The organism is Bacillus sp. LH1 (genome assembly GCF_057924895.1).
Genome location: NZ_CM175007.1, coordinates 3,097,723 through 3,122,589, shown reverse-complemented (window position 1 = coordinate 3,122,589; position 24,867 = coordinate 3,097,723). Strand labels below are relative to the sequence as shown.

Sequence of the window (24,867 nt, the reverse complement as noted above, 5' to 3'; positions counted from 1 at the left end):
ATTTGTAAAATAGATTTAAGTGGATGGTTTTATAAAACGAAAGAAGGTGTTTCATATTTGGAATGCCTTTTCTTTATGTTTTCGTTGCTAATGTGGGTGGTTAACGGATTATATGCTGTTTATCTTGCAACAGCAAGAACTGGACGAGGTATCTTTAAAGGTGTTTGACTATTTGTAGATACCATATTTTATCAAATGTTATTAGCATATCATAAAATGATAAGGGAGAAATCGTCAGAGAGATACGTCAAATTAGTCATTCCTTCTATAATCTAAGGAGGCGATTTTGTTTTTGAAAAATAATAGGTAAATCATTTGACAATTAAAATAATCTACTTTATTATATGTGCCATAGCATATATATGGTGAAACAAATACATTCATTGTGAATGATTGACTGGTATGCTATATCCTTTTATATCTTAATTTATAGAGGTGATATATGAACTTACATGATTTAATAGGCTATCTTGTTCATCGTACTGATGTGAAAATGACCAATTATTTTACGAAGAAATTAAAGCCGTATGGAGTTACGCCAGAGCAGTGGGGGATTATTAGTGTTCTTTGTAGCCAAAGGAGCACTACTCAAAAAGAGTTGGCGGAAGCTATTGATAAAGATCAAACTACTGTTGTTAGAATGATACAGTCAATGGAGAGAAAAGGGATTGTAAGGAAGGCTTTGAATGACCAAGATAGGCGTTCACATAACCTTTTTTTAACTGAAAAAGGTGACGAGTTAAAGAAAACAATCTTGCCTGTAGTGAAAGACGCTCACCATTTCGTTACGAGTAATTTGAGCGAGGAAGAAATTAAAGTATTACAATCGTTATTAAACAAATTGTATGATACACACTATTAATATTTGTTCCTTATTGATGCTATGCTATTCATAAGGAACAAACTTTGTTTTAGGTATTATATGTGCTATAGCATATAATTTTTGTTTGTTTGGACGAATGGAAAGATAACTTTATTTTGTATCATATCTGATTCAGGTTCACTTTTTTGCCTAGTACCAGTCAAATTTTTGTATTATATATGCTATAGCATATAATTTTCAGCCCTTTAATATTGAAAAGGGTAATGAAAATGGAAGCGACTTCCATACGGGTAATCTCAGGAAATAGGGTAAAGGTAGTGACTACTACCTGAACAATACTGAGTTTTTATCAAATAATAAGAAAGGTGTGATTACTATTTTAATTTTCATCAATATTGTAAAAGTAGTGTTGTTTCTGTTCTTTTTAATGACAGGAACGAAAATTATATCGGGGAAAATGGCAGATGAATTCAAACGATTTGGTTTACCTTCGTTTTTTAATTTCTTAACTGGAGCTTTTGAGATTGTAGGAGCGATTGGAATGTTGATAGGAATTTGGATTCCAACAATAGCTTTATTAGCAGGATTGTTATTAGGCGGTACGATGCTTGCAGCCGCATTAACTCTAATTGTATTAGCGAGAGATCCCTTTAAGAAAGCAATACCTGCACTTGTTTTGTTTGTCCTTAGTTTAGGGATAAGTTTGTATCACATTTTTTAAACATAACTGAAAACTATTAAACTTTCACTTTATGCGTTCAAGTTACTATCGTTTTGTGATTATGTTACAAATAGGGGGATTCTCCAATTAGTGCTTGAATAATAATAGCAATATGGATTTAGACATTACTTTCATTTGAATCATGATCAGTAAAAGAATGGGAAGAATTTTTATACAAAGGAATTCCCGATGAATTTTATATTAAAAATAGGAGTGAGTGAAAATGGCATATTTATTACAAGTTGATTTTCCGTTTGAAGGTCCTTTTGGTGAAGAAATGGAAAAAGGATTTTGGGATTTAGCAAAAAGTATTAACGAAGAAGAAGGATTCCATTGGAAAATATGGACTGAGAATGAAGAAACAAAAGAAGCTGGAGGCATTTATGTATTTGAAGAAAAACAAGATGCTGAAAAATACGCGGAAATGCACAAGAGCAGACTTGAAGCAGCTGGTGTAAAAGATATTAGAGTGAAAATTTTTAACATCAATGAAAAGTTAACGGAACTGAATCGTGGGTATATTAAATAATTTCGAAAGTTGGAGTAAGCGTAAAAAGGAGGGGGATAATCCCCTCTTTTTTTAATTCTTAAATTGATGGTGAGGGGACTCGCATAAAAAATAATCAATTATAAAAGTGATTTTGAACGTAAGGAATTTGTAAGGAAGAGGTAAGAAAAAAGAGATTTTCCTTGTGTAAGATGAAAATGTAAAGAAGAGTGAGAGGAGAAAAATACTATATATTTCTATAAAAAACAAATCAATTAATAAGATTTGTTTGGAGGAAAAGAGACATTACAGATTCAATGTCGTCCTTTTGCAGTGGGGTAAGAAGAAAGCTGTGTGATTAGTTCCAAACAGCAAATAACTATTTATACAATATGAATAGGGGAGAGGATTATTTTGATGAAAAAGCATAGTCAAATTACATGTTCAGGTTTAGCTCTTTTAATAACTGGAGGTTCCCTGTTTTATACAACTCCAACCTCAAGTGTAAAAGCGGAGTCCATTCAAAATGTATCTAGTTCGTTACAAATAAGCACCCAAAGAGATCATAATTCCGTCAAAGAGGCAATGCGGGATACATTGAAACTAGGATATCCAGGGATACTTGCTAAAACTTCTGAGAGTGGAAAAACATGGAGTTATGCAGCTGGTGTAGCTGATCTGAGTACCAAGAAACCAATGAAAACAGATTTTCGTTTTCGAATTGGCAGCGTGACAAAGACGTTCACTGCAACAGTTATACTTCAATTAGCAGGAGAAAACCGCTTAAATCTAGACGATTCTATTGAAAAATGGATACCTGGTGTCATTCAAGGAAATGGATATGATGATAAACAGATTACTATCCGGCAATTATTGAATCACACAAGTGGTATCGCTAATTACACAAGGTCAAAGGATTTTAATATGATGGATACAAAAAAATCTTATACTGCTGAAGGATTAGTAAAGATGGGAATATCCATGCCTCCAGATTTTGCTCCAGGAAAGAGCTGGTCGTATTCAAATACAGGATATGTATTACTAGGAATTCTTATTGAAAAAGTAACTGGGAACAGCTATGCGGAAGAGATTGAAAATCGAATTATTGAACCACTTGAATTAGCGAATACATTCTTACCTGGAAATTCAAGCGTCATTCCAGGAACCAAGCATGCCCGTGGATATATCCAATTAGACGGAGCAAGTGAGCCGAAAGATGTTACTTATTATAACCCAAGTATGGGGAGCTCAGCCGGAGATATGATTTCTACAGCTGATGATTTAAACAAATTCTTTTCTTATTTACTTGGGGGCAAATTATTGAAAGAACAGCAACTAAAGCAAATGCTTACAACAGTCCCTACAGGAGTAAATGAGCTTGGTGATTCCGGGCTTGGAATTTTCAAAATGAAGCTTTCAAACGGTGAATCGATATGGGGGCATGGAGGAACCATTCCTGGCTTTTTAACTTTTGCTGGAGGCACACTTGGAGGCAAGCATACATTGGCAGTCAATTTGAACAGCCTTAAAGCTGATACTCCTGATCCTTTTAAAAATATTTTACTTGCTGAATTTAGCAAGTAGTCTAAAAGTAAAAACGGGTAAAATTTATCATAGTTTCATAGTTAAACAAATGAATGATGAAAACGATCAATTATTTAAGGAGGTATCCGTGATGAAAAATAAGCTAACTGGTGTGTTAGCCACTGCATTAGCGGTAACTATGATTCTACCAACAGGAGCGAAAGCATTTTCTGAAAGTAAGACTACTGTTGTAACTGGTGAAGAAGTAGTTAGTCAGGAACTGAAGAAGATTGCAGCAGAGAAGGCGGAGCTACTTACGAAGTCCCATGGGGCAGCTAGCGTGCAGTATGCACTAATTGATAATGGAAAACTTATTTTGTCGGGTCAGGCTGGCAAGAACGATATGGAAGGGGAAAAGCCGCTAACCAAAGATACTTTATACGGGATTGGTTCAGTTAGTAAAATGTATGCAACAGCGGCTGTAATGAAATTGGTCGATGAAGGAAAAGTCGATTTGGATGCTCCTGTTGTCCGCTATGTTCCTGATTTTAAGATGAAAGACGGTCGATACAAACGTATTACACCGCGTATGTTATTGAATCACTCCTCTGGATTGCAAGGTTCTACGTTAGGTAATGCATTTTTATTTAACGATAATGATACCTATGCCCATGATACCTTGTTACAGCAATTGTCAAATCAAAACTTGAAGGCGGATCCTGGTGCTTTCTCGGTATACTGTAACGATGGTTTTACGCTGGCCGAAATTTTGGTGGAAAGAGTTAGTGGTATGAGCTTTACTGAATTTCTACATCAAAACTTTACAGAGCCTTTAAAGATGAATCATACGAAAACGCCGCAGGACAAATGGAGGGATGAAAATCGGGCTGGACTATATTACCCGGCGTACCAAGGGCAACTTCCAATTGAATCGGTGAATGTTATTGGTACGGGCGGTATATCTTCCACGGCAGAAGATATGGTGCGATTCTCACAACTATTTATGGGACAGGGAAAAGGAATCCTCTCTGATAAGGTAGTTAAGGCAATGGAGCAAGAGGAATATAAAAAAGGAATGTGGCCGGGGGCTGGCGAGAATATTTTTAACTATGGTCTTGGCTGGGATAGTGTGAAACTATACCCATTCAGTGAATATGGGATCAAAGCTTTGGCTAAGGGCGGCGATACGGCATTGCAACATGCTATATTAGTCGTGCTTCCGGAACAGAAAATAGCAGCGGCTGTATTGACATCTGGTGGACGGAGCTCTACAAATCAGCTAATGGCAACTGAATTGCTGCTCGCTACGCTTAAAGAAAAAGGTACTATTAAGGAAATCAAGCCGAACAAATCCTTTGGTAAGCCGGTCAAAGTCAAAATGCCTCAAGGCGTAGCAAAGAAAGCAGGATTTTATGGCAATAGCGAAACTCATTTCAAAATTGAAATTATGAAGAACGGTGAACTATTCTTACCATCTAATCCAGAAGAAAAATATGTATATACTGCTGATGGAAGCTTTATTAATGAGGGGGGTACTTCCAAGCTCAACTTCGTAACCGAGAAGAATGGAAGAACTTATTTGAAGGAGAGCGCATATAAATCTTATCCAGGTTTAGGGCAAAGTGTGATGACCCACTATTTAGCTGAGAAACTAGAAGACAACGTGCTTTCGAAGAAAACCGCTGCTGCATGGGCAAAGAGGGAAGGTGTCAAGTTTTATCGTGTAAACGAGAAATTTAGTTCTATTCAATATCTTGTTCAGTCGAAACATCTTAGTACTCAAATTACTCGCAAGGAAGGCCCAGCAGGCTATTGGGATGGCAGAAAAATTACAGGTCCGAACACCGCGGTGCATCAGATACAAGTACCCGTGATGAATGGTCGTGATACGACGGAAACGCATTTCTATACAGAAGGCGGCAATGAATATATGGAGATGGCTGGATTGTTATACGTAAGTGAATCTAATGTGAAACCAATTGATGTAGGCCAATCATCCCAAGTTACGCTGGGAGCAAATGGACATGCGAAATGGTTTACAATTCCACAAGCGGCAACAGACAAAAGGATGACCGTGACGCTGCCATCAAATGGTTCATTTGCGGTGTATGATGAGAAGGGAGTTTGCGTCAACTTCACCATTGTGAGTGGCAATAACAAGGTGGAACTTCCGAAGAACGGAACAATCGTATTCGCTGGGGCACCGAAATCGGAATTTGCAATCTCGGTGAACTAGCTATAATTTAAGATGATCTTAAACAAAACCAGTACGGTACAGAAAAGATGTATTACTGGTTTTGTTTGTATTTATGCATTCTCAATGAAAAAGCTTGAATAATATCACTCTCAAGCACTATAAAAACATCAAAACTAGAAAATTAGTATCTCTAGAAGATGTACAGTTTTTTGGGAGTTGAATAATTTTAACAGCGTAGAGAGATTAAATTTCTACTCTTTTTGGGGTACGACCTCATACCCATCAAGCTAACCAAGTAAATTACTAGATACGAAATGACCTTTGTTTCAAAACTAGCAAGTGATAAAAAATTAGGCATGCTAAAGAAGCCTATTAAAACGTAATTTTTTCGCTAGGCAGCTTGTCTTTGCTTCACCGTCGTTTTATACACAATCCCTAGAATATCAAAGACCGTCATCTTCTTATACCTATGACATTTACGACCGTTTTTTTGAGCAGCTGATAAAGGGGATGCAGAATTTTTAAAAGTTTTTCTGTGCCAACGGCTATCGCTTGAAACAGTAAAGGAAAGTAATCTTTAATCATATAAATCGCTTTGTATTCACTCAGCTCCTGTTTTTTCTTTTCAAGTAGAAACTGTCGCATTTGAAATATCGTAGAAGAACAGAGGAGAATGCCGATGAGCTGTCCATATAAATGGCACTCTAGGGTTCTCTTTTTATATTTTTACATTCATCAATTCCAAAGAATGACTTCCACGTTTTAAACAAAATTTCAATCTGCCAACGAAGTGAATATAATGAATGCACGTAGTTCGTCGGTACTTCTTCTAGCGACGTGTTCGTGATATATACATTCATGCCCATTAAACGTTTACTTTTATCCTTCATGATAATGCCTTTCTTCTTTTCACGTATAGCCTGGTTTTTCAGACGTGTTTGCGTTTGATCATCGGTTAAACGATGGATAATAACACGTGCTGGAAGTTTCTGATTTTGGCCAATGTATGCCTCGGGGATTTCTATCGTTTCACCAGGGATTAGACCAGACATCATTTGTGTCATATCAAGCTGGATGTATTCTGTTTGCTTTTTTAATGTACCATTGTTGAAGTATTCTGGTTCAGGGTTCTTGATATAAATGCGTGTATTCAACATATAGATACAAAGTTAGCGTGAATTTCTTTAGTTGGTCACTTAGCCATAAACTAGGTATAGAAATTCCAAAATACCTGTAATTGCTATAATTGCTATTCGTCTAATTAAACAACCCTATTTCTTCTGTAAGCTACCTCTGCTAAAAAATGATCCCTCCCTCATAAACAGAAAGTACTTTTTATGAGGAGTATTTATTCAATTTAAGTTTATAAAAATTGAATGAAGGCGATGCAAGTACTCATTTATTTAGAATAAGAGTAAAGATGATGCTTTATTTGTTCAATAAAATATTGATGGTGTATATTATCGTTAGATACTCGACTTGCCATAATAGCTCCCTCCATTGAAGATGCAAGAAAAGAAGCGAGCGATATAATGTCTATATCTTCTTTAAGTTCTTGTTTCTCTATTCCTTCCTTTATGAGAGAGGCCATTAACATTACTGTATCATCATAACCTTTTGCTGCTGCTTTTTGTAATTCTGGAAATACTCCAGTACTTTCAATTGCGCTATTAAGTAATGGACAGCCTCCAGCAATTGGAGGATTATTAGCTGCATCTTGATATATAAGGAAAATTGCAAGGATTTTATCGATTGCTGTCTTTTTCTTTTCCATTGCTGTATGAAAATGCCCCCACATAATCTCACCACTTTTGTCGTAGGCAGCAAGCACAATTTCTTCTTTATTTTTGAATCTACGATAAATAGCTCCTTTAGATAGTTCAGTAGCTGTTATTATATCCTGAATGGATGTGTAAGTTATCCCATTAGTATTAAATAAATATAAAGATGTTTCAATGATCTTTTCTTGTACCTTATCAACTTTAGTCATGCTTTGTGGTCCTCCTAATAAAAAGAACTTAATATTTAGGGTGATTTTCACTATAATTTTTTAAAATTTTTATTGTAGGTATAAATAAGTTTGAAGCAAAATTATCATATCAATCCCTATCTTATAGGAACCAATACAGTTTGAGATTCATTAAATTATATATTCTTTATCGCATGAAAGAATTTTCTGTCAATAATAATTGGCCAATTGGTTAATTCAGTCATGTTATACAACTAATTTCACCTAAAATCATAGAAAAAGTAAAAATATATAGTTAATTTTAATGTATAGACATTTAACTATTATATATAATTTTTATTAATATGTTTATCTAAAGTGGGCGAGTTACTCACACCTTCATTTCATTCTATAAAAGAGTAATCAGTAATCATTAATGATTACTGATTACTGGAATTTGATTGTAAATAAGCAACTGAGATATAATTACATTTAGTTTTTACTATGTTAATTTTGTTAATAATTTGTAGAAAGGGTTTAAAAAACTAGAAACTTATAGTATTATTAGAATCCGAACCGAACCGTTCGGTTCGGGTGATTATTTATATATATTAAAATGGAGGATATTTAATGAAAAAATTATTTGAAAAGTCACCAGCCGGTGTAATACTTAGCTTTTTTGCAGTAATTATGGTACTTACAATCGTAGTAGATTCAGTTTTCTCGATTATATTTACTGATGATAATGTAGCGCAATTAGTAGCGCGTTTTGTTCTAATTGTAATTATGTTGCTAGTTAATGTGACAGTGTTCAAACTGAAATTTGGAAATATGATGAATCGAATTGGATTAGGCCTTCTGTTATTACTTCCAGGATTAAGTTATGTTGTACTAAATTTAATAGGTGTTGAATTTGATAATTTAATGAAAGCAAGTATGCAAGCTTATCTAATAGCGGTAGTATCTACAATTGCTGCTGTTTCATATGAAGAGATTCTATTACGTGGGCTTCTATTAAATGGATTGTTAAAAGCTTGGAGCCAGAAAAAGAACGGTATTTTGTTAGCTGTTATATGGTCAAGTGTACTCTTCTCATTAGTGCATGCTATAAACTTACTTTCTGGCGCACCTTTAGATGCAACTTTATTACAGCTTATTTATACAACAGCAATGGGCTTCCTCTTCGCGGCTGTGTATTTAAGAACAAACAATCTATTAATACCAATTATCGGTCACTTCGTGATAAATTTCAGTGGTGTATTACAAGATATGGGCATCGATCCAGAGAAAGTTACGGGTCATGTTAGCGCAGGAGATGATGTTAGAAAGGCTCTTATTGCTATTGCGGTGGCATCAGGCATCGTTTTTGTATTTGCGATGATTTATTTACGCAAGATGAAACTTGCTGAAGTTAATGATTTAAACTTAAATATAAAGTAAGATTAGAACCTTTAGTTAATCATAAAGATATTAAAAGTAATTTATACATATAAAACTGAATTTTATATTATAGAAAATAAATAAGACAAGAAAACTGAGAAAATATTATATAAGCAAAAAAGAATCCATTTTGATTAAAATGGATTCTTTTTTAAATAGAGGTAAAGCCCATCGCTATCAAGCTAAGAAAGGTAAATACCCTCAGAACGAAATTTTGTTTTAACTTGTAGCAAAAAAGCTCATTTTTTCGTTTTGGGGTAATTCTGAATTCTTAAGTTGATGGGCATGTGGTACGACCTCAATTAAGAAGGTTTCTTCAATTAATAGAAATGTATGTACATACACATTATATTTTTATTCCATAAATTTTAAAATTTTGTTCACAATAGTTTGAAATTGTAAAAAAAGAAAATATGTGGCACGACATCACTTTGTTTTTATACAGCTTTGTAATTAAACTATAATATTGTATTTTTTCTTCATTATTGAAATTAGTAATAATAAAATGTATTATTGAAAAGCACAATTTATAATTCAAGTAATCAAGCATATGTACCCATAATAATTTGAACATTCAGAAATTATAATATTGTCTAAAAACGAGGTGAGATTCATAGAAACAGTACATATTAAGTGGTATGGCATGTATAGTATAAATGACTTTTATAATAGGGAAGAAGCTTCTAAGAAGGGGATATTTGCAATCTCTAGAGTATATGCTAAGAATGTAACATTGCTCTATATAGGACAAACTAAAAGAAGCTTTATACAAAAGATAAGAGAACTTAATAAAGAGTGGGCTTTTGATGAGAGCGAATTAAAGATTACATTAGGAATAATAGAATTTCCTAGTGGTGAACTTTACTCTGAAAAGAAGGTAAAAGAGATAAAATCTCTTTTGATTTTACGACATACCCCATTAGAAAACGAAACATCTTTATTATACTATAGAGGGAAATTTAATTTTAAAATTATTAATAAGGGAAGAAGAGGTTTAATTGTTAAAAAGCTTTCTACAGGAGATCTAATGTGGACGTAATTGGAATCACCTTTGAATAAAATTGAAGGTTTCTTAAGTGCAGAAGCTTATCAATTTTTAATGTATTAAACTATTTTGAATAACATATGTCAGATACTTGAAAAAACACAAATTTTATTATGATATGAAATCCTGTATGGAAAGTGTAGTTTATTTCTATTGTTTAATAAAAATATTAAGAATTTTAGGGATAATACATAAAGAGTAGAGGAGAAAGTAAACACGGAGGTTTGAAGAATGGGACAAGTAAGCAGATTTCAAGAAAAACAACAGAATCGTCGTCAAAAGGCAATTTTTAATATTGCATTTACTTTGGTATTAGTGACAGTTGGTATAGTGACATACCAATTGTTTACCCCTTCTAATACATCAACGAAAGCAATTGCTCAAGAAAAGAAAGTAACAAAGATAGAAGAGAAGAAAACTGAAGATAAAGAAACAGCAAAGATAGAAGAGAAGAAAACTGAAGATAAAGAAACAGCAAAGATAGAAGAGAAGAAAACTGAAGATAAAGAAGCAACAAAGTTAGAAGAGAAGAAAACTAAAGATAAAGAAATAGCAAAGATAGAAGAAAAGAAAAGCGAAGATAAAGAAGCAGCACAGTTAGAAGGGAAACAAAAAGTAGAAAAATCGGTAAAAACGAACGGAACTGAAAATAAAGAGGAAGAAAAAACGGTATCTCAAGAAAAGGATCCTCAAACTAATCCTTCATGGAAGCCAATTGGTACAGAGCAAGGAGCAAAACCTGATATGAAATTTAAAGAAGGAACAGTAGATTGGAGTGAGATGAAAAAAGCAATCTCTTATGCTGTTGATGTTCCAGAGAGCCAATTGATTTTCGATTTTATTGGAAATAATGGTAATAATAAAGCCTACGGTAATGTACGAGATAAACAAAGTAATAAAAAATATAAGGTTAATATTGATTGGGTAGAGAATCAAGGGTGGAAACCAGCATCTGTACAAGTGGTAAAATAAATAATAGAAATGTAATTATGTGCTTAAAAGTTTACTCTTGTAAAAACTCATAAAAGAGTTTGTTTCAATCAGGACTCTTTTGCTATGTTAACAGGTTTAATTACTCAGGCTCAATTGTGAGATCCTGATGCAGACAAAGTTCGAAGCTTATTAAAAGCTATCTAATTTAGTGCTTCGAAAGGTTCAAAATTGCATTTTTAAAGCATTAAATAATTAATGGTACTTTTTGAAATATTTTTGGTCTCATTTTATTAGAAACAATTCCGTCTATATAACTAAAAAATGTATTATGATATCTATTGAACATATGAATAGGATAACAATTACCTGCTGTTAGCAAGTTGCAGTTTATCTAATAAAAAGATCACTTGTTTCTAAGACAAGTGATCTTTTTATATACATTTCCTTTACTATTTTTAAAATTGAATAGATATTTCAATCTGTGTAATTACAATAGACTTGATTAAAATTAAAACTGCAACAAGGATAATACCGTCCATATTTGTAGTAAGAAATATATATATAATATCTTAATGCAAGGTTGGCCTATGTTCTATGAAGATACTAAAGAATTATAGGAAACATTGAGAAACGGGAATTATTTTTATTACAATATTTATGCATCTTTAGGCCTAAATAGCTGGGTATTAGCTAAGAAACTTGAGATATTAGACTCCTATTAAGTTAAAAATGACCTTAAGTGTACTTCCCATAAAGAAAATTGTGTAAATAAGCTGTCCATATGGGCAGCTTATTGTATTTTTTGGCTTAACTTGTTTTTTTCGAAGTGCTGGCGGTTCCTCTACAAGTATTCTTGCATTTAAATTATTTTTAATATATTATATTTATATGGTTATATAGAGATTGATGTATACAAAAAGGACTCAAATCTATTAATAAGATTTAAGTCCTTTTCAAAGATAAAAAGATTGTACCGAAATGGAATACAACTTATACTTTTCTTTTTAATATGTATCTAGTAAAAAGACATTTTTTATCAATAAAATTGTATTTTCAATATAAATGGAAGTTCATTTATATTCAATGATAGGAAATAGTGGGTCTAGAACATAGAGGAACAAAGAACCATACAGAGAAATTTGAAGAACCTGAAAGCTATTGTATGTAGTTTGTTCATCTCAAGTACAATAAAAGAGTCTTACCTCTGTAGGCAAGACTCCACTAGTATCGTTGTATAATATTTACATATCAACTAAAAAACAAAAACCATATAACACCAAGTAGGAGAATCCTAATATTCCTCCTACAGCTAATACTTGTTTAAACCAACTTTTAAATTTTATATTACTGTAAATATCTTGAACTTTTTCCATATTTCCTCCTATTAAGGAGAACCCTTAAAGACTCTCACTTCGTTATGGTACCATTAAAGAATGGCTAATAGAGGTCAAATATTGTCAAAACGTATAAATATGCAATATTGCATACAGAAATGTATTGTTACAAATGTAAGCGTTTACTATAATGAAGGTATAAAGTTTAATCACATCCCAGTATTAACAAAAGAGGAGGAAATAATATGGAAATCGCAATGGCAGTTTTAAAATTTATAGGTGGAGCAATCCCATTAGTTCAAGAGCTTCTAAAAGCATTTATGTAAATTCACTATTTAGCAATTATTTATAAAAATTATCATTCGTATGAGTAAAGCCCCTTTAACAATATTAGGGGGCTTTTTAAATTTCTAAATATTTAAGGTTACGTCACTTTTAGCTAGCAGAATTAATAGAGCTATTGAATTTTATAAGAAACAAGAAGCAGTTTCCTCACCACCTAAGATTATTTTCTCTGGTGGACAAGGATCAGATGAAAATATTTCTGAAGCGAAAGCTATGCAGGAGTATGCTGTGAATAATAGGATTCCTCTAGAGAATACAATAAAAGAGGACCGTTCTACTACAACATACCAAAATATGCTTTTTTCAAAGAGAATTATGGAATCATTAAAAGGAACACAGTATAACTGCATTTTTTCTACAAACAACTTCCATGTGTTTCGCGCCGGATTATACGCTAAAATAGTAGGATTAAATAGCCAAGGAATTGGCTCAAAAACAGCCTTCTATTATTGGCCAAATGCGATGATTCGAGAGTATATCGCAATCTTCGTTATGAATCGTGTACGTCACAGTATTGTAATAGCAATTATTATGGGATTCTCTATCATAGCAACCGGAGTAAATTATTTATTTTTTTAAGGGTGTTGTATAACTTATATTTTGGGAGTTATCTTAGGTAAGGAGTCACCTTAGGATGACTCCTCTTTTTTGTGTTTATATGGGTTGGTTTATTTAAATGTTAGACTACAATGCAAGTGATTGTTATGATGGTGATTAAAAAGGCAGCTGTTGTAGTCGTCTTTTTATTATCTTACAAAAGTGTAATCTTCATGTCATGTTCTTGAATTTCTTCTCAAATAAAAAGGGGTTATGATAACAGCATAATAAAAAACACATGAGGTGAATGATGTGAAAAGATATATTACACTTTTTAGTATTCTAGTTGTATTTGCTACAATGTTAGTTGGTTGCGATGTGAATCGTATGGGAAAAGATGAATACTATGTTCAAATTACAACTGATGCGAAAATAAAGTCAGGGGTATCTAAAGAAGGAAATAAATACACAGAGTATAATTATGAATTACAAGGATTTGACGAAAATGGTAATGAAAAAACAGTGAAATTTAATGGATTTAAAGAGCTTCGTAAAGAAGCATTCTTACGCGTATTCCACTCCGATAAAAAAGGTGTAACTGCTTGGGAAGAGGTGAAGAAAGACGAGCTTCCTGGGAAGGTAAAAGAAAAATTAGACGTGAAATAAATGATTTATAATGGCGAACCCACATATTCGAAGGGTTCGCTGTTTTTTTGTGGGGTAATTTTGCCCAAATCCCCGAAAATGGAGAATAAGCTAAATTAAGTAGGTATACCACCATATCGCCATAAAGACGTTATTCTTACGGTAGAATTATAGGAAAGGATGACGTTTTTTTATGTCTAACTCTGTATCTGACGACTTACAATTATTTGCACAGGAGATTAAGAGTCTTTTATCACCAAATACCTTACAGAATCTAGCTAGAGATGTTGGATTTGGGGTACTGCCACATCGCCATCAACCTAAGATTTTGAATTATCCCCAAAACGAAAATTTCATTCTTTCATAGTTGTCCATAGAAGTTCAGTTCGTTTTTTCGTTTATGGGAAGAATGTATTTTTTAACTTGATAGCACTGTGACGATTCCCCTAAGAGACCTAAAAAAACTATGTAAAGAAGGTTTTCCAAAAGATTAGGCATAGCGCTACTCTTTTTGGAAAACCCTAATCGATAAATTCGTGTTATTATTCTTGATATTGCTGTTGAACCGCCTCTGGTAGTTCCTCAAAGATTATTCTTTTAAAAATGTTAATAATACTTCATTAAATTCTTTTGTAGGAGTTGCGTTTAATCCATGAGGACAACTTGTATTAGAGCAAGTTTACTATCAGGAATGGAATCATATGTGCGTTTCCACTTAACTCAAAAGGTACAGTTGCATCAGAGTCACCGTGAATTATAAGATTTAATATAAATATAAAATTTACCAATATATATAAACCAGTATTATAGTTTGATACTAATTTATTTGATTCTTTTATTTATGTGCTTGTTAATTTAGCATAGATGATAAAAAATAAGGTTAATTGTCCTATTATCACAATATTCGGCACTACTATAATTAAATTAATAACAAAAAAGACTGCTAAAATTCCTAAAAACAAGCACAAATGATAAATGTTCAAGCGGTGTTGTTCAAACCTGTATTGATGAAAAACAATTGTAGTTGACAGGAAATAGAGCAATACAGAACCAAAAACAAAATATAAGATAAAAGAATAATAGACCTCATGTAAAAATAATAATCTAATGGATGCTGCAACCATACTCAAAGACATTAAAATAAATAGATGACCGTAAATAATAATTTGACCAGAAGTTTGTCTAGACTTGTCGAGTTTCTTCTCCATGTTATCGAAATATTGCCACCACATCGAAATAATGAGGATAAATGAAATGATCGCAAAGCTTATTGAATCCCAATTTCCTTGTTTAGGTTGAATGACCACAAGAGTGCTTACAAGAGCTTCCCCAAAGAGAATAATGGAAAATAGACCAAATCTCTCTAACAAGTGGGCTGTATTTGTAGGAACCTTTTCTAAACACTTCCTTCCAAGCAGTGGGACAATAATATCGATAAGAATCCCAAAATATAACACAGCATATCGAATCCAAGAATCAAAAAAGACGGATAATAATGAAATAACGATTCCAATCCAAAAATATCTTCCTAAAAAGAGTGCTGCTTTTTTTCGAGCTCCCTCTTCTATACGCTGGACAACAAGATATTGAATTGCAGTCACGACCCTTAAGCCAATATAGCCAATTAAAAAAGAAAGATAATAAGGATCAAAATCAGCTGATAAGCTTGATGTCATTATTAGGACAAAAAACATTTGCAGGATCAAAAAAATTCTTTGATGAAATAAATCTTTTCCAAACCGGTTAACAAAGATGGTTTGCCCTACCCAAGCCCACCAGATCGGAATAAAAATTAAGACAAATTTTACTAAATACTCTGCATGGATTTGACCATCTTCAACATGAAGTAAAACATGAGTCGCAGCCGTCACTGCCGCCACAAATAACAAATCATAAAAGAGTTCTAACCACGTCACTTTCTTTTCTTCCATTTCTGCACTCCCTCCTTATAGTTAATAGTATGCTAAAAAGATATAGTAATTGGAAGAGAAAATAATATAGACATAAACCATTTTTCCTCATTATTGTATTCAACATAATCCCCTGGAACGTCAGTGTTACATTTTATATAGTTGGCTACCTTTAAAATTTTAATATTAAAATACAATACTTTTAGACCGTTTAGTTTTTCTCCTTTGTTATCCGCTACGATTTTATCTCCACCATATAGGGGACACCCTATATTCCCATCAACTTAAGAAATTTTAATACCTTTAAGTACAAAAAAACGTTATCATTTCTAAACAGGATAGATTAGAAATGATAACGTATGGATGATACTAGCTTATATTAGTCTTTCTGGTGCTGTGATGGTATATCATACTAATTAATAAAATGAAAGAATGTAGCAATAATAATTCTAGAATTTTTTATCATAAAGATGTAGCAACTATAGAACGCTTAGTAACAGCTATGAACAAGAAGAACGTAAAGCTAGAACAGGCTATAAATCGAGCAATGTCAAGTGTTGAAGAAAATGAGATAGCAACTGTTGCTACAGATAGTGTAGCGGATACAGAACACGAACTTCATCACATGAGGTCTTTGGAATTGAACTGACGGGTAACTTTAACAAAATAAGGAGTACAATTAAACAGCCTAAAATATGCAAGTTTTTATGCGAAACTGCTTGCGTATTTTGGCTATTTTTGCATTCGTAAAAGTGCTATAAGTAAACAGCATTTTTAAATTGCCAAATACCCCCATGAGATCAATGGGACTTATATTCCACTTCTTTATCAGAATTATATTAAGAAGTGGAAATAGTATAAGTACCCAAAAAACGATAATAAAAACTGTATTCATCAGTTTCTACTCCTTATGTGAATCATAAAGTTATTATCCCGTTTATTGTGGGCTGACTAAAGTTTCACTTTATCTCTCCGTCTCAAAAAACTCAATCCACTCTCCATCAGGGCCAGCGAAGAATATGTAACGTGTTCCATCTGGTAATGTTTCGATTTCTTCTCCTAGTAAAAAGGTTACGCCGTGTTTTTGTATTCTTTCAATTTCATCCTCTAATGAATCTACCTTAAAGCAAATGTGATGTACTTTTCCTTCTGCCGGAAGGGAAGAGTTGTAGCCTTCAATTAATTCGAGTATCGTTTCTTTCGATTCTTCCACACCTAAAAAAGCGAGTTTTAAGTCTGGGTTCGGGTGCCCCATACGTTTAAGGAGCTGTAAGCCGACTACTTCTTCATAAAATGAGATAGATGCTTCTAAGTTTGCAACCATAAGTCCAACGTGTTCTATTCTTCTAACTGGCATGTAGATTCCTTCTTTCTGAAAATTATATACAATATATTATTGAAAATTAAGAAAATAAGCAAGATAAAAACCTTACAAATTTTAGCGTGTTATATGGTATAGTGAGAAAGTATGTTTGGGGAGAAGGAAGGAGATTATACGATGAATACAACTACTCAAACTCCTTCATTATCGGAAACGATGAAAGAGTGGCATTATGCATTAGCATATGAAATTAAACATTGGAAAACGATAGGTGGTAGTAAAATTTCTATCATGAATGGTCGTTTTTTATATACAGATTATGAAAGTACAGTATACGTATTTCAGCTTATTTCGGAAGTAAGCTTACCTGAAGGTTCACCGATTCGAATTGAGTTCGATGGTGAGGAAGCGACAGGAGAAGTATTATCTGTACATGGATTAGAAATAGAACTGAAATTAAATGATTATATACAAGGTGAAATAAGAGAATCGGTTTTATACAGTGAACCGTGGCAACTTTTAGAGCAACTGCAAGAGCGATTGAAAGAAGCGCGTAAAGATAAGCTGAAACGTAATCGTATAAAGCGTCTTGTTGATGGGACGAGCAGCCCGAAACATATTGAGAAGATGAAAAATCCAAAAAATGAACTGGCATATCGCGCGTTTTATAATCCGACAACGTACGTATGGGGACCGCCGGGAACAGGGAAGTCTTACAATTTATCACGTATTATTTCGGCCCATTATCAAAAAGGAAAATCGGTACTTGTGTTAGCTCATAGTAATGCGGCAGTAGACGTATTAATGAGTGAAGTAACGAAGCAAATTGAGAAGAAAAAGAAATGGACGCCTGGCGAAATTGTTCGCTACGGTTATAGTCAACATGAACATATACGAAATCATGAAACGTTACTTGCATCTAAGTTAGTTGAAACGACGAACGAATCATGGGGTGAGGAAAGACTCTATTTAGAAGAGACACGCCAAGAGCTTCGTGAAAAAATCTTATCGTATAAGGCAACGTCCTCTGATAAGAAGCGTATGCAGGAGATTGAAAGTGATCTTCGAAAGCAAAAGGCTAAAATTAAAGAAGTAGAAAAAGAATATATTGAAAATGCGAAAGTAATCGGCGCAACTTTATCGAAATGTGCCATTGATGCGCTAATTTATGAGCGTACATTTGATTTAGTTGTCGTAGATGAGGTGAGTATGGCGTTCGTTCCGCAAATTGCATTAGCTGCTTCACTTGGAAAACGTATCGTCGTTTGCGGTGACTTTTTACAGTTACCTCCAATTGCGATGGCAAATCATGAACTCGTTCGCAAATGGCTTGGAGAAGATATGTTTTACCATGCTGGGATTGTGGAGTCTGTTAATAAATCAGAAGCACACCCAAACCTATTTATGTTGCAGGAACAAAGACGTATGCATGCGGATATATCGAAGTTTACGAATTCGTTTATTTATAAAAATAGAGTATACGATCATCCGTCTGTTTCAGAGCGTAAAGAACTTGCGCAATTGCAGCCGTTTGCAAATGAAGCGAGTGTTTTATTTGATACGAGCCAAATGGGAGCTTTTTCGTTAAAAGATGCTGCTTCTGGTTCACGTTTTAACATTATGTCTGGTTTAGTAGCAATGCAAATGATGTTAATCGGATTGTTAGACGGTGTTCAATCAATTGGTATTGTGACACCTTACAGGGCGCAGTCACGCTTTTTATCGACGTGTATTAGAGAAATGTTGCAGAGAACGAAATATCAAAACATACCAGTTTTAGCGGCGACAGTTCATAAGTTCCAAGGTTCTGAAAGAGATATGATGATCTTTGATACGGTTGACAGTTATCCGCAAGAACGACCTGGCGTATTATTCTTTGACCATAAAAACCATCGCCTCGTCAATGTAGCAGTGACGAGAGCGAGAGGGTAACTAACTGTTACGATTTATTTAACCAATTATAACGAAAGTTAATTAAATATATCAGTAAGCCCTGCTAGTCAAGTGATTGGCTAGTAGTGAGGGTTAACTGCGGGCAATCCCTAAAGCTGATTGAACTACAACGTGGCTAGAAATAGCGAGCGTGAATGTCGCGAAAGCAGAAAAAATCAATCAGATGGTGCAAGGTTAAATCCTAAACACTAGAACAATGGGTCTTCCGCCTCGAATCATCTAAGTCAAAAGTGATAAGATGAACGTTCAACGACTATCTCGTATAACTGGCGAGAGTACATCACAAGCCTATGGTGGTGGAAAAATCCTCTATCTCTAAGTAGATAAACATATAGTCTGCGCTCATGTGAAAACATGAGAAGTTCATAAGAGAACTGGCTAAGGAATTGCGGCCCTAGTTGAACAAGATAAATTTTATTGAATCTATCAAACTTCATTGAATTCATCGAACGTACGTGCTGCGATAGGTTCAATGAGGTGAGAATAATAATGAAATTTTCACGAGTTAGTCAAGTATCGGAATTAACAGGTTTGTATCCTGGTAGTCTCAGGAGAATGCTGGTGGAACACGCTACGATTCAGAAGAACAAATCTTTCATTAAAGGAGTTACATTCTGATGATATTGGCGAAGAAAGTTAGACTGATTCCAACGCCTGAACAAGAAAAAGTGCTTAGAAACCATGCTGGTGCTGCAAGATTTGCTTATAACTATTGTAAAAGAATGAGTGATAGATACTATAAGCTATTTGGAAAATCTGTTTCACAGTTAGCTTTACAGAAACGATTTACAAAGATCAAGAAGCGAAAGAGATATGAGTGGTTAAAAGACATTAATGCACAAGTTCCCAAACAGGCTTCAAAAGATTTTGATACGGCGAGAAAAAATTCGTTCAAAAAGTACAAAAATGGTTCTCACACTTCTTATAAATCCAAAAAAGATTTAATCCAAGGATTTTATGCCAATTATGAAAGACTGATTATAGGAAAGAAAGTCGTTCATATTCAGTCTATTGGAGAAGTGAAAACAAGCCAACAACTACCAAGAAACAAAAAACCATCCAATCCAAGAGTTACCTTTGATGGTCGTCACTGGTGGATTAGTGTAGGATTCCAAGAAGACTTTGAATTCCAAGAACTAACGAACGAGTTGATTGGTGTGGATGTTGGGTTAAAAGAGTTGTTTGTAGCTTCTAATGGTATGAAAGAACGAAATATAAACAAAGATGCCAAGGTTAAAAAGCTTTTGAAAAGGAAAAAGTCAGCACAAAGAGATATGTCTAGGCGATTTAAAAAAGGTGTAAAAATTCAATCTGCCGGATATGAAAAAGCGAAAGCTGAGCACCTGCGGTTATCTAGGAAAATTACGAATATCCGAAATAACCATATCCATCAAGCAACAGCTAAATTGGTGAAAACCAAACCAATGAGGATTGTTGTGGAAGACTTATCTATCTCAAACCTGTTAAAAAACAAAAAGCTATCGAAAGCATTTTCATTTCAAAAATTAAACTTCTTCTTTCAATGTTTGTCATACAAGTGCGAGAAGTACGGCATTGCGTATGTAAAAGCTGATAAATGGTTCGCCTCAAGCAAGATTTGCTCATGTTGCGGCGTAAAATACGACCATTCAGTTCAACCAGAAGGACAGTGGAGTTTAAAGATTCGTGAATGGCGTTGTGCTTCATGCAATAGCCATCACGATAGGGATGTAAATGCTGCGATAAATTTATCAAGATGGGTAAAATAAATGCTTGATAATAGGAGGTAACGATACTGCCTCGTGTGGAGTGTTATACCCCTCGTCCCTTCGGGGTTGCGAGAACACGATGAAGCACTAACTCGTGTAAATTTGATTGAATTGTATAGATTTAGTTAAGTTTATCGTATCGGAAGTTCATTCAATTATCAGATTGCCACTACATGCGCAAAAATTTATCGAGAAAACAAGCGTTATCACAATTAACAGCTCATATAGAACGTCACGGAGATGTGTATGATCGCACGACATCAAGACAATTGTGGGAACGAAAAATATCGAAACGTTTACGCTGGTTTATGGAAATGAATCTTGAGGAAACGAAAGGGCTATTAAAAGATATTTTAGCAGCAAAACGAAAAATTATTATTTCACTTCCAAGTACAAAACAAGTGGATAAGCGAGTATGGCAAGCGTTAATGCGTACAAATGCGCAAATAACAGTGTATAGTGACGGACCAGTTCCACTGAAAAATGTAAAGTTACAAAGACAAAATAAAGCATTCCCGTTCCTAGTAATCGATGATGAAATCTTCTGGGCAGGCGCACCGCTTACATCTCAAATGATGTTTGAAGGTAGTACGGAATTTCCGTACGTATGTGCAAGACTGCAAGCACCTGAGACAATTGGTGTATTAAAAGGATTTTTAGATATTCGGTAAATTCGGATAGGAATTCCTTGACTTTTACTTGGAATGAACTTAGAATAAAAAATAATTTAATATAATTTTATGAAAATTCTTATCACGAGAGGTGGAGGGACTGGCCCTATGATACCTCGGCAGCGGATTCGTTATGAATACTGTGCCAATTCCAGCAAGGTAACTTGAAAGATAAGAAAGAAGCTCATTTTGACTGTATATACAGAAGCCTCTTTCTATCTTTTAGAAAGAGGCTTTTTTACGTGAAAATAAAAGGAGGAAGAACAATGGGAGCGACAGGAGTAGCGTCACAAAGAAAAACAATTGAAGAGAGTATCGAAAGAAATAAGGAAAAGTACATAGAAACAAGTCATGATATTCATGCGAATCCGGAGATTGGAAACCAAGAGTTTTACGCATCAAGAACGTTAAGTTTATTACTAGGTAGTGCAGGGTTTCAGTTACAGCACAATATAGCTGGACATGAAACGGGATTTATCGCGCGAAAAAGCTCTGGAAAACAAGGACCGGCAATTGCATTTTTAGCGGAGTACGACGCTTTACCAGGACTCGGTCATGCGTGTGGTCACAATTTAATCGGCACAATTAGTGTTGCAGCAGCAATTGCATTATCAGAAACACTTGAAGAAATTGGCGGAGAAGTTGTCGTGTTTGGTACGCCAGCAGAAGAAGGCGGGCCAAATGGTAGCGCGAAATCAAGTTATGTAAAGGCAGGTTTATTTAAAGACATTGATGCGGCGCTTATGATTCATCCGAGCGGAAAAACAGCGACAACGAGTCCTTCACTAGCAGTCGATCCACTTGATTTTCATTTTTACGGAAAAACAGCTCACGCTGCAGCTTCGCCAGAAGAAGGGATTAACGCATTAGATGCGGTTATTCAGCTCTATAACGGTATTAATGCACTTCGCCAACAACTTCCGTCAGACGTGAGAATTCATGGCGTCATTACAGAAGGAGGAAAAGCACCTAACATTATTCCTGACTACGCTGCAGCAAGGTTCTTCATCCGTGCAGCAACGCGAAAAAGATGTGCAGAAGTAACAGAAAAAGTAAAAAATATTGCTGAGGGAGCAGCGTTAGCAACAGGTGCGAAAGTAAAAATCCATCAATTCCAAAATGAAATCGATGAATTACTCGTAACAAAAACATATAACGATATTGTAGCGGAAGAACTAGAACTATTAGGTGAAGATGTAAATCGTACAGAAAGAGTAGGAATCGGTTCAACCGACGCAGGAAACGTAAGTCAAGTCGTACCGACAATTCATCCGTACATTAAAATCGGACCAGATGATTTAATTGCACATACGAATGAATTTAGAGAAGCAGCACGTTCAGAACTTGGAGATAAAGCATTAATTACATCGGCAAAAGCATTAGCAAATACGGCGTATCGATTAATTACGGAAGAAGGGTTGTTAGAGAAGGTGAAGGAGGAGTTTAGAGAGGCGCAGAGGAATCAAGGGTAAGGGGATTAAGGTACTTTTTTCGAATAGAGATCTAATTAATAAGTAGAGATATAAAAAAGAACATTGAAAATCAATGTTCTTTTTTTTGTTACTAATCATTGATTCTGTTGGATTTTCTCATAAAGGAAAAGCTTGTACTGTTAGCGGAGGATAATACGTATCCCTTTATTAGAACGACAATTTCTCCTCAAACTCACTCTTTAAAACAATTAAAGGAGATGACAAGCCAAATTGCATTAAGGAGTCTAAAAATGTAGCGAGAGAATCCATCGAATCGCTCATGACCTTCATCATATAATTAAACTCCCCACTAATTCGATATAAATCTGTTACTTCAGGAGCGGCATTACAAAATTGAATAAAATCAGAGCATTGGCTCGTTTTAAACATGATGAATGCTTGAATGTTTTTATTAATTTTTGCAGGCTCAAATTTCGTTCGATAAGCCGCTATAACTCCTTGATCTTCAAGTTTATTAATACGCTCTTTTACAGCAGGTTGCGTCATGGATATAATTCGTCCTATTTCTGAAACGGAAATTCTCGCATTTTCATACAACAAGTTCATAATTTTATGATCGATTTCATCCAGTTTTACTGTGTTTTGCATTGTGTAGCCTCCTTATTTTGTTTTCTAAAGTGAATCATAAATTATAACTATAATATCATAAGTGAACGAACTAAATTACCTATAAATCTATATTTAAAATGATTGGTTTTTGCATGAAAATATAAGTATGGCATTCATCAAACGGAAATTTAGGAAGGATGGAAGAAATGAAGAATCTTAATGGAAAAGTAGCATTAGTAACAGGAGCGAGTCGCGGAATTGGCCGTGCGATTGCGATGAGATTGGCGAAAGATGGAGCATTAGTTGCGATTCACTACGGTCGAAATAAAACAGCTGCAGATGAAACGATTAGTGAGATTGAATCTAATGGAGGAAAAGCGTTCTTAATTGAAGCTGAACTCAATTCAATTGATGGTGTCAAAAAGCTAGTAGAACAGTTAAAGCATGAATTACAAATAAAAGTTGGTACATCAGAGATTGATATTTTAGTAAACAATGCAGGGATAGGTACACAAGGAACGATTGAAAATACGACAGAAGAAGTTTTTGATGAAATCATGTCTGTAAATATGAAAGCACCATTCTTTTTAATCCAGCAAACATTACCATTAATACGAGCAGAGGGTCGCATTATTAACATTTCATCAGCTGAAGTAAGGCTTGGTTTTACAGGCTCAATTGCATACGGCTTAAGTAAAGGTGCGCTTAATACGATGACACTGCCTCTAGCTAAACATCTTGGAGAAAGAGGTATAACAGTGAATACAATTATGCCTGGATATACGAAGACAGATATCAATGCAAAATTGCTAGATGATCCGGAAATACGAAATTTTGCTACCAACTCATCTGTGTTCGGACGAATAGGGCAAGTTGAAGATATTGCAGATGCAGTAGCATTCCTTGCTTCTTCTGATAGCCGCTGGGTAACGGGGCAGATTTTAGATGTTTCTGGCGGGTTTTGTTTATAGGGTCACTACTCCATAGCCATCAAGCTAATCTAGTAATTTATAGAAAGATAGGCATACTAAAGAAGTCTATTAAAACGTGATTTTTTCGCTAGGCAACTTGAATCAGGGGGCATTTCTTTTTCTTAAGTTGACGGGTATGTATGGTGCCCCCGATTAGACGATAGTGAATGAACAATTTCGGGGTTCAGTTCAACTTTATTCAAAATAAGATTTTTTGCAGTAAAATCAATGTTAGTGGAACTTTTTTAAAAATTAACATAAATACTTGCAAT

The 24,867-nt window shown here is 34.5% G+C and carries 17 protein-coding genes, 7 pseudogenes and 1 riboswitch; of the genes and pseudogenes, 17 read left to right on the top strand and 7 right to left on the bottom strand.

Translation table 11 applies throughout. From position 1 onward, the window contains the following. Positions 1-442 precede the first annotated feature (442 nt). The 5 genes from ACX9TM_RS16110 (at position 443) to ACX9TM_RS16090 (ending at position 5,791) form a co-directional block, all read left to right on the top strand. Complete coding sequence (locus tag ACX9TM_RS16110; protein WP_001048566.1) at positions 443-862, top strand: MarR family winged helix-turn-helix transcriptional regulator; 420 nt, start codon at positions 443-445, stop codon at positions 860-862. Between the two features lie 331 nt (positions 863-1,193). Then, the gene (locus ACX9TM_RS16105) at positions 1,194-1,544 is read left to right on the top strand and encodes a DoxX family protein (RefSeq protein ID WP_025686870.1); all 351 of its coding nucleotides are present in this window, start codon (positions 1,194-1,196) and stop codon (positions 1,542-1,544) included. Between the two features lie 223 nt (positions 1,545-1,767). Further along, a complete protein-coding gene (locus ACX9TM_RS16100; protein ID WP_000323757.1) occupies positions 1,768-2,073 on the top strand; it encodes a monooxygenase in 306 nt (101 codons plus the stop codon). A gap of 375 nt (positions 2,074-2,448) precedes the next feature. Next, positions 2,449-3,615: a serine hydrolase domain-containing protein gene (locus tag ACX9TM_RS16095; protein ID WP_063220642.1), complete on the top strand. Its 1,167-nt coding sequence runs from the start codon at positions 2,449-2,451 to the stop codon at positions 3,613-3,615. 91 nt (positions 3,616-3,706) lie between these two features. Then, the gene (locus ACX9TM_RS16090) at positions 3,707-5,791 is read left to right on the top strand and encodes a serine hydrolase domain-containing protein (RefSeq protein WP_063220643.1); all 2,085 of its coding nucleotides are present in this window, start codon (positions 3,707-3,709) and stop codon (positions 5,789-5,791) included. 352 nt (positions 5,792-6,143) lie between these two features. On the opposite strand, the pseudogene ACX9TM_RS16085 reads toward ACX9TM_RS16090, so the two are convergent. Both ACX9TM_RS16085 and ACX9TM_RS16080 read right to left on the bottom strand, forming a co-directional pair. Further along, a pseudogene (locus tag ACX9TM_RS16085) lies at positions 6,144-6,906 on the bottom strand (transposase); the annotation flags it as partial. A 245-nt stretch (positions 6,907-7,151) separates the two neighbouring features. Continuing rightward, positions 7,152-7,742, bottom strand: coding sequence for a TetR/AcrR family transcriptional regulator (locus ACX9TM_RS16080; RefSeq protein ID WP_065212240.1), 591 nt, complete (start codon positions 7,740-7,742; stop codon positions 7,152-7,154). A gap of 588 nt (positions 7,743-8,330) precedes the next feature. Here ACX9TM_RS16080 and ACX9TM_RS16075 point away from each other — a divergent pair. The 3 genes from ACX9TM_RS16075 (at position 8,331) to ACX9TM_RS16065 (ending at position 11,157) form a co-directional block, all read left to right on the top strand. Next, a complete protein-coding gene (locus ACX9TM_RS16075; protein WP_059303649.1) occupies positions 8,331-9,140 on the top strand; it encodes a CPBP family intramembrane glutamic endopeptidase in 810 nt (269 codons plus the stop codon). A 604-nt stretch (positions 9,141-9,744) separates the two neighbouring features. After that, positions 9,745-10,179, top strand: a complete 435-nt coding sequence (locus tag ACX9TM_RS16070) for a hypothetical protein (RefSeq protein ID WP_002164503.1) — start codon at positions 9,745-9,747, stop codon at positions 10,177-10,179. A 237-nt stretch (positions 10,180-10,416) separates the two neighbouring features. Next, on the top strand, positions 10,417-11,157 hold the full coding sequence (locus ACX9TM_RS16065) for a YrrS family protein (protein ID WP_000532032.1): 741 nt from the start codon (positions 10,417-10,419) through the stop codon (positions 11,155-11,157). Between the two features lie 1,202 nt (positions 11,158-12,359). Here the strand turns inward: ACX9TM_RS16065 and ACX9TM_RS16060 are convergent. Further along, positions 12,360-12,491, bottom strand: coding sequence for a hypothetical protein (locus ACX9TM_RS16060; RefSeq protein WP_255309955.1), 132 nt, complete (start codon positions 12,489-12,491; stop codon positions 12,360-12,362). 99 nt (positions 12,492-12,590) lie between these two features. On the opposite strand from ACX9TM_RS16060, the pseudogene ACX9TM_RS16055 reads away from it, so the two are divergent. The 3 genes and pseudogenes from ACX9TM_RS16055 (at position 12,591) to ACX9TM_RS16045 (ending at position 14,000) form a co-directional block, all read left to right on the top strand. Next, a pseudogene (locus ACX9TM_RS16055) lies at positions 12,591-12,778 on the top strand (hypothetical protein). 94 nt (positions 12,779-12,872) lie between these two features. Next, positions 12,873-13,376, top strand: a pseudogene (locus ACX9TM_RS16050) (YdcF family protein); the annotation flags it as partial. Positions 13,377-13,646: 270 nt separating this feature from the next. Beyond that, positions 13,647-14,000, top strand: coding sequence for a YxeA family protein (locus ACX9TM_RS16045; RefSeq protein ID WP_000833211.1), 354 nt, complete (start codon positions 13,647-13,649; stop codon positions 13,998-14,000). Between the two features lie 568 nt (positions 14,001-14,568). On the opposite strand, the pseudogene ACX9TM_RS16040 reads toward ACX9TM_RS16045, so the two are convergent. Both ACX9TM_RS16040 and ACX9TM_RS16035 read right to left on the bottom strand, forming a co-directional pair. Then, positions 14,569-14,749, bottom strand: a pseudogene (locus tag ACX9TM_RS16040) (alpha/beta fold hydrolase); the annotation flags it as partial. Positions 14,750-14,818: 69 nt separating this feature from the next. Further along, complete coding sequence (locus ACX9TM_RS16035) at positions 14,819-15,910, bottom strand: low temperature requirement protein A (protein WP_000391548.1); 1,092 nt, start codon at positions 15,908-15,910, stop codon at positions 14,819-14,821. Positions 15,911-16,319: 409 nt separating this feature from the next. Here ACX9TM_RS16035 and ACX9TM_RS16030 point away from each other — a divergent pair. Then, positions 16,320-16,502: pseudogene (locus ACX9TM_RS16030) on the top strand (hypothetical protein); the annotation flags it as partial. A 351-nt stretch (positions 16,503-16,853) separates the two neighbouring features. On the opposite strand, the gene ACX9TM_RS16025 reads toward ACX9TM_RS16030, so the two are convergent. After that, positions 16,854-17,246 (bottom strand): VOC family protein, encoded by a 393-nt coding sequence (locus tag ACX9TM_RS16025; protein WP_001145268.1) that lies wholly within the window; start codon positions 17,244-17,246, stop codon positions 16,854-16,856. Positions 17,247-17,357: 111 nt separating this feature from the next. Here ACX9TM_RS16025 and ACX9TM_RS16020 point away from each other — a divergent pair. The 4 genes and pseudogenes from ACX9TM_RS16020 to ACX9TM_RS16005 form a co-directional block, all read left to right on the top strand. Continuing rightward, positions 17,358-19,139 (top strand): annotated as a pseudogene (locus tag ACX9TM_RS16020) (DEAD/DEAH box helicase); the annotation flags it as partial. Positions 19,140-19,780: 641 nt separating this feature from the next. Continuing rightward, positions 19,781-20,911 (top strand): RNA-guided endonuclease InsQ/TnpB family protein, encoded by a 1,131-nt coding sequence (locus ACX9TM_RS16015; protein ID WP_000599325.1) that lies wholly within the window; start codon positions 19,781-19,783, stop codon positions 20,909-20,911. A 143-nt stretch (positions 20,912-21,054) separates the two neighbouring features. Beyond that, positions 21,055-21,582, top strand: a pseudogene (locus ACX9TM_RS16010) (phospholipase D-like domain-containing protein); the annotation flags it as partial. Between the two features lie 76 nt (positions 21,583-21,658). Then, positions 21,659-21,760: riboswitch (SAM riboswitch) on the top strand. A gap of 88 nt (positions 21,761-21,848) precedes the next feature. Further along, a complete protein-coding gene (locus ACX9TM_RS16005; protein ID WP_000501343.1) occupies positions 21,849-23,054 on the top strand; it encodes a M20 family metallopeptidase in 1,206 nt (401 codons plus the stop codon). A 168-nt stretch (positions 23,055-23,222) separates the two neighbouring features. On the opposite strand, the gene ACX9TM_RS16000 is transcribed toward ACX9TM_RS16005, so the two are convergent. After that, positions 23,223-23,663 carry an Lrp/AsnC family transcriptional regulator gene (locus tag ACX9TM_RS16000; RefSeq protein WP_001181719.1) on the bottom strand — a complete coding sequence of 147 codons (441 nt, stop codon included), beginning with the start codon at positions 23,661-23,663 and terminating at the stop codon, positions 23,223-23,225. Positions 23,664-23,830: 167 nt separating this feature from the next. On the opposite strand from ACX9TM_RS16000, the gene ACX9TM_RS15995 reads away from it, so the two are divergent. Continuing rightward, entirely contained in the window at positions 23,831-24,595 is a 765-nt protein-coding gene (locus tag ACX9TM_RS15995) for an SDR family oxidoreductase (RefSeq protein WP_000793421.1), read from the top strand. Positions 24,596-24,867: the final 272 nt, after the last annotated feature.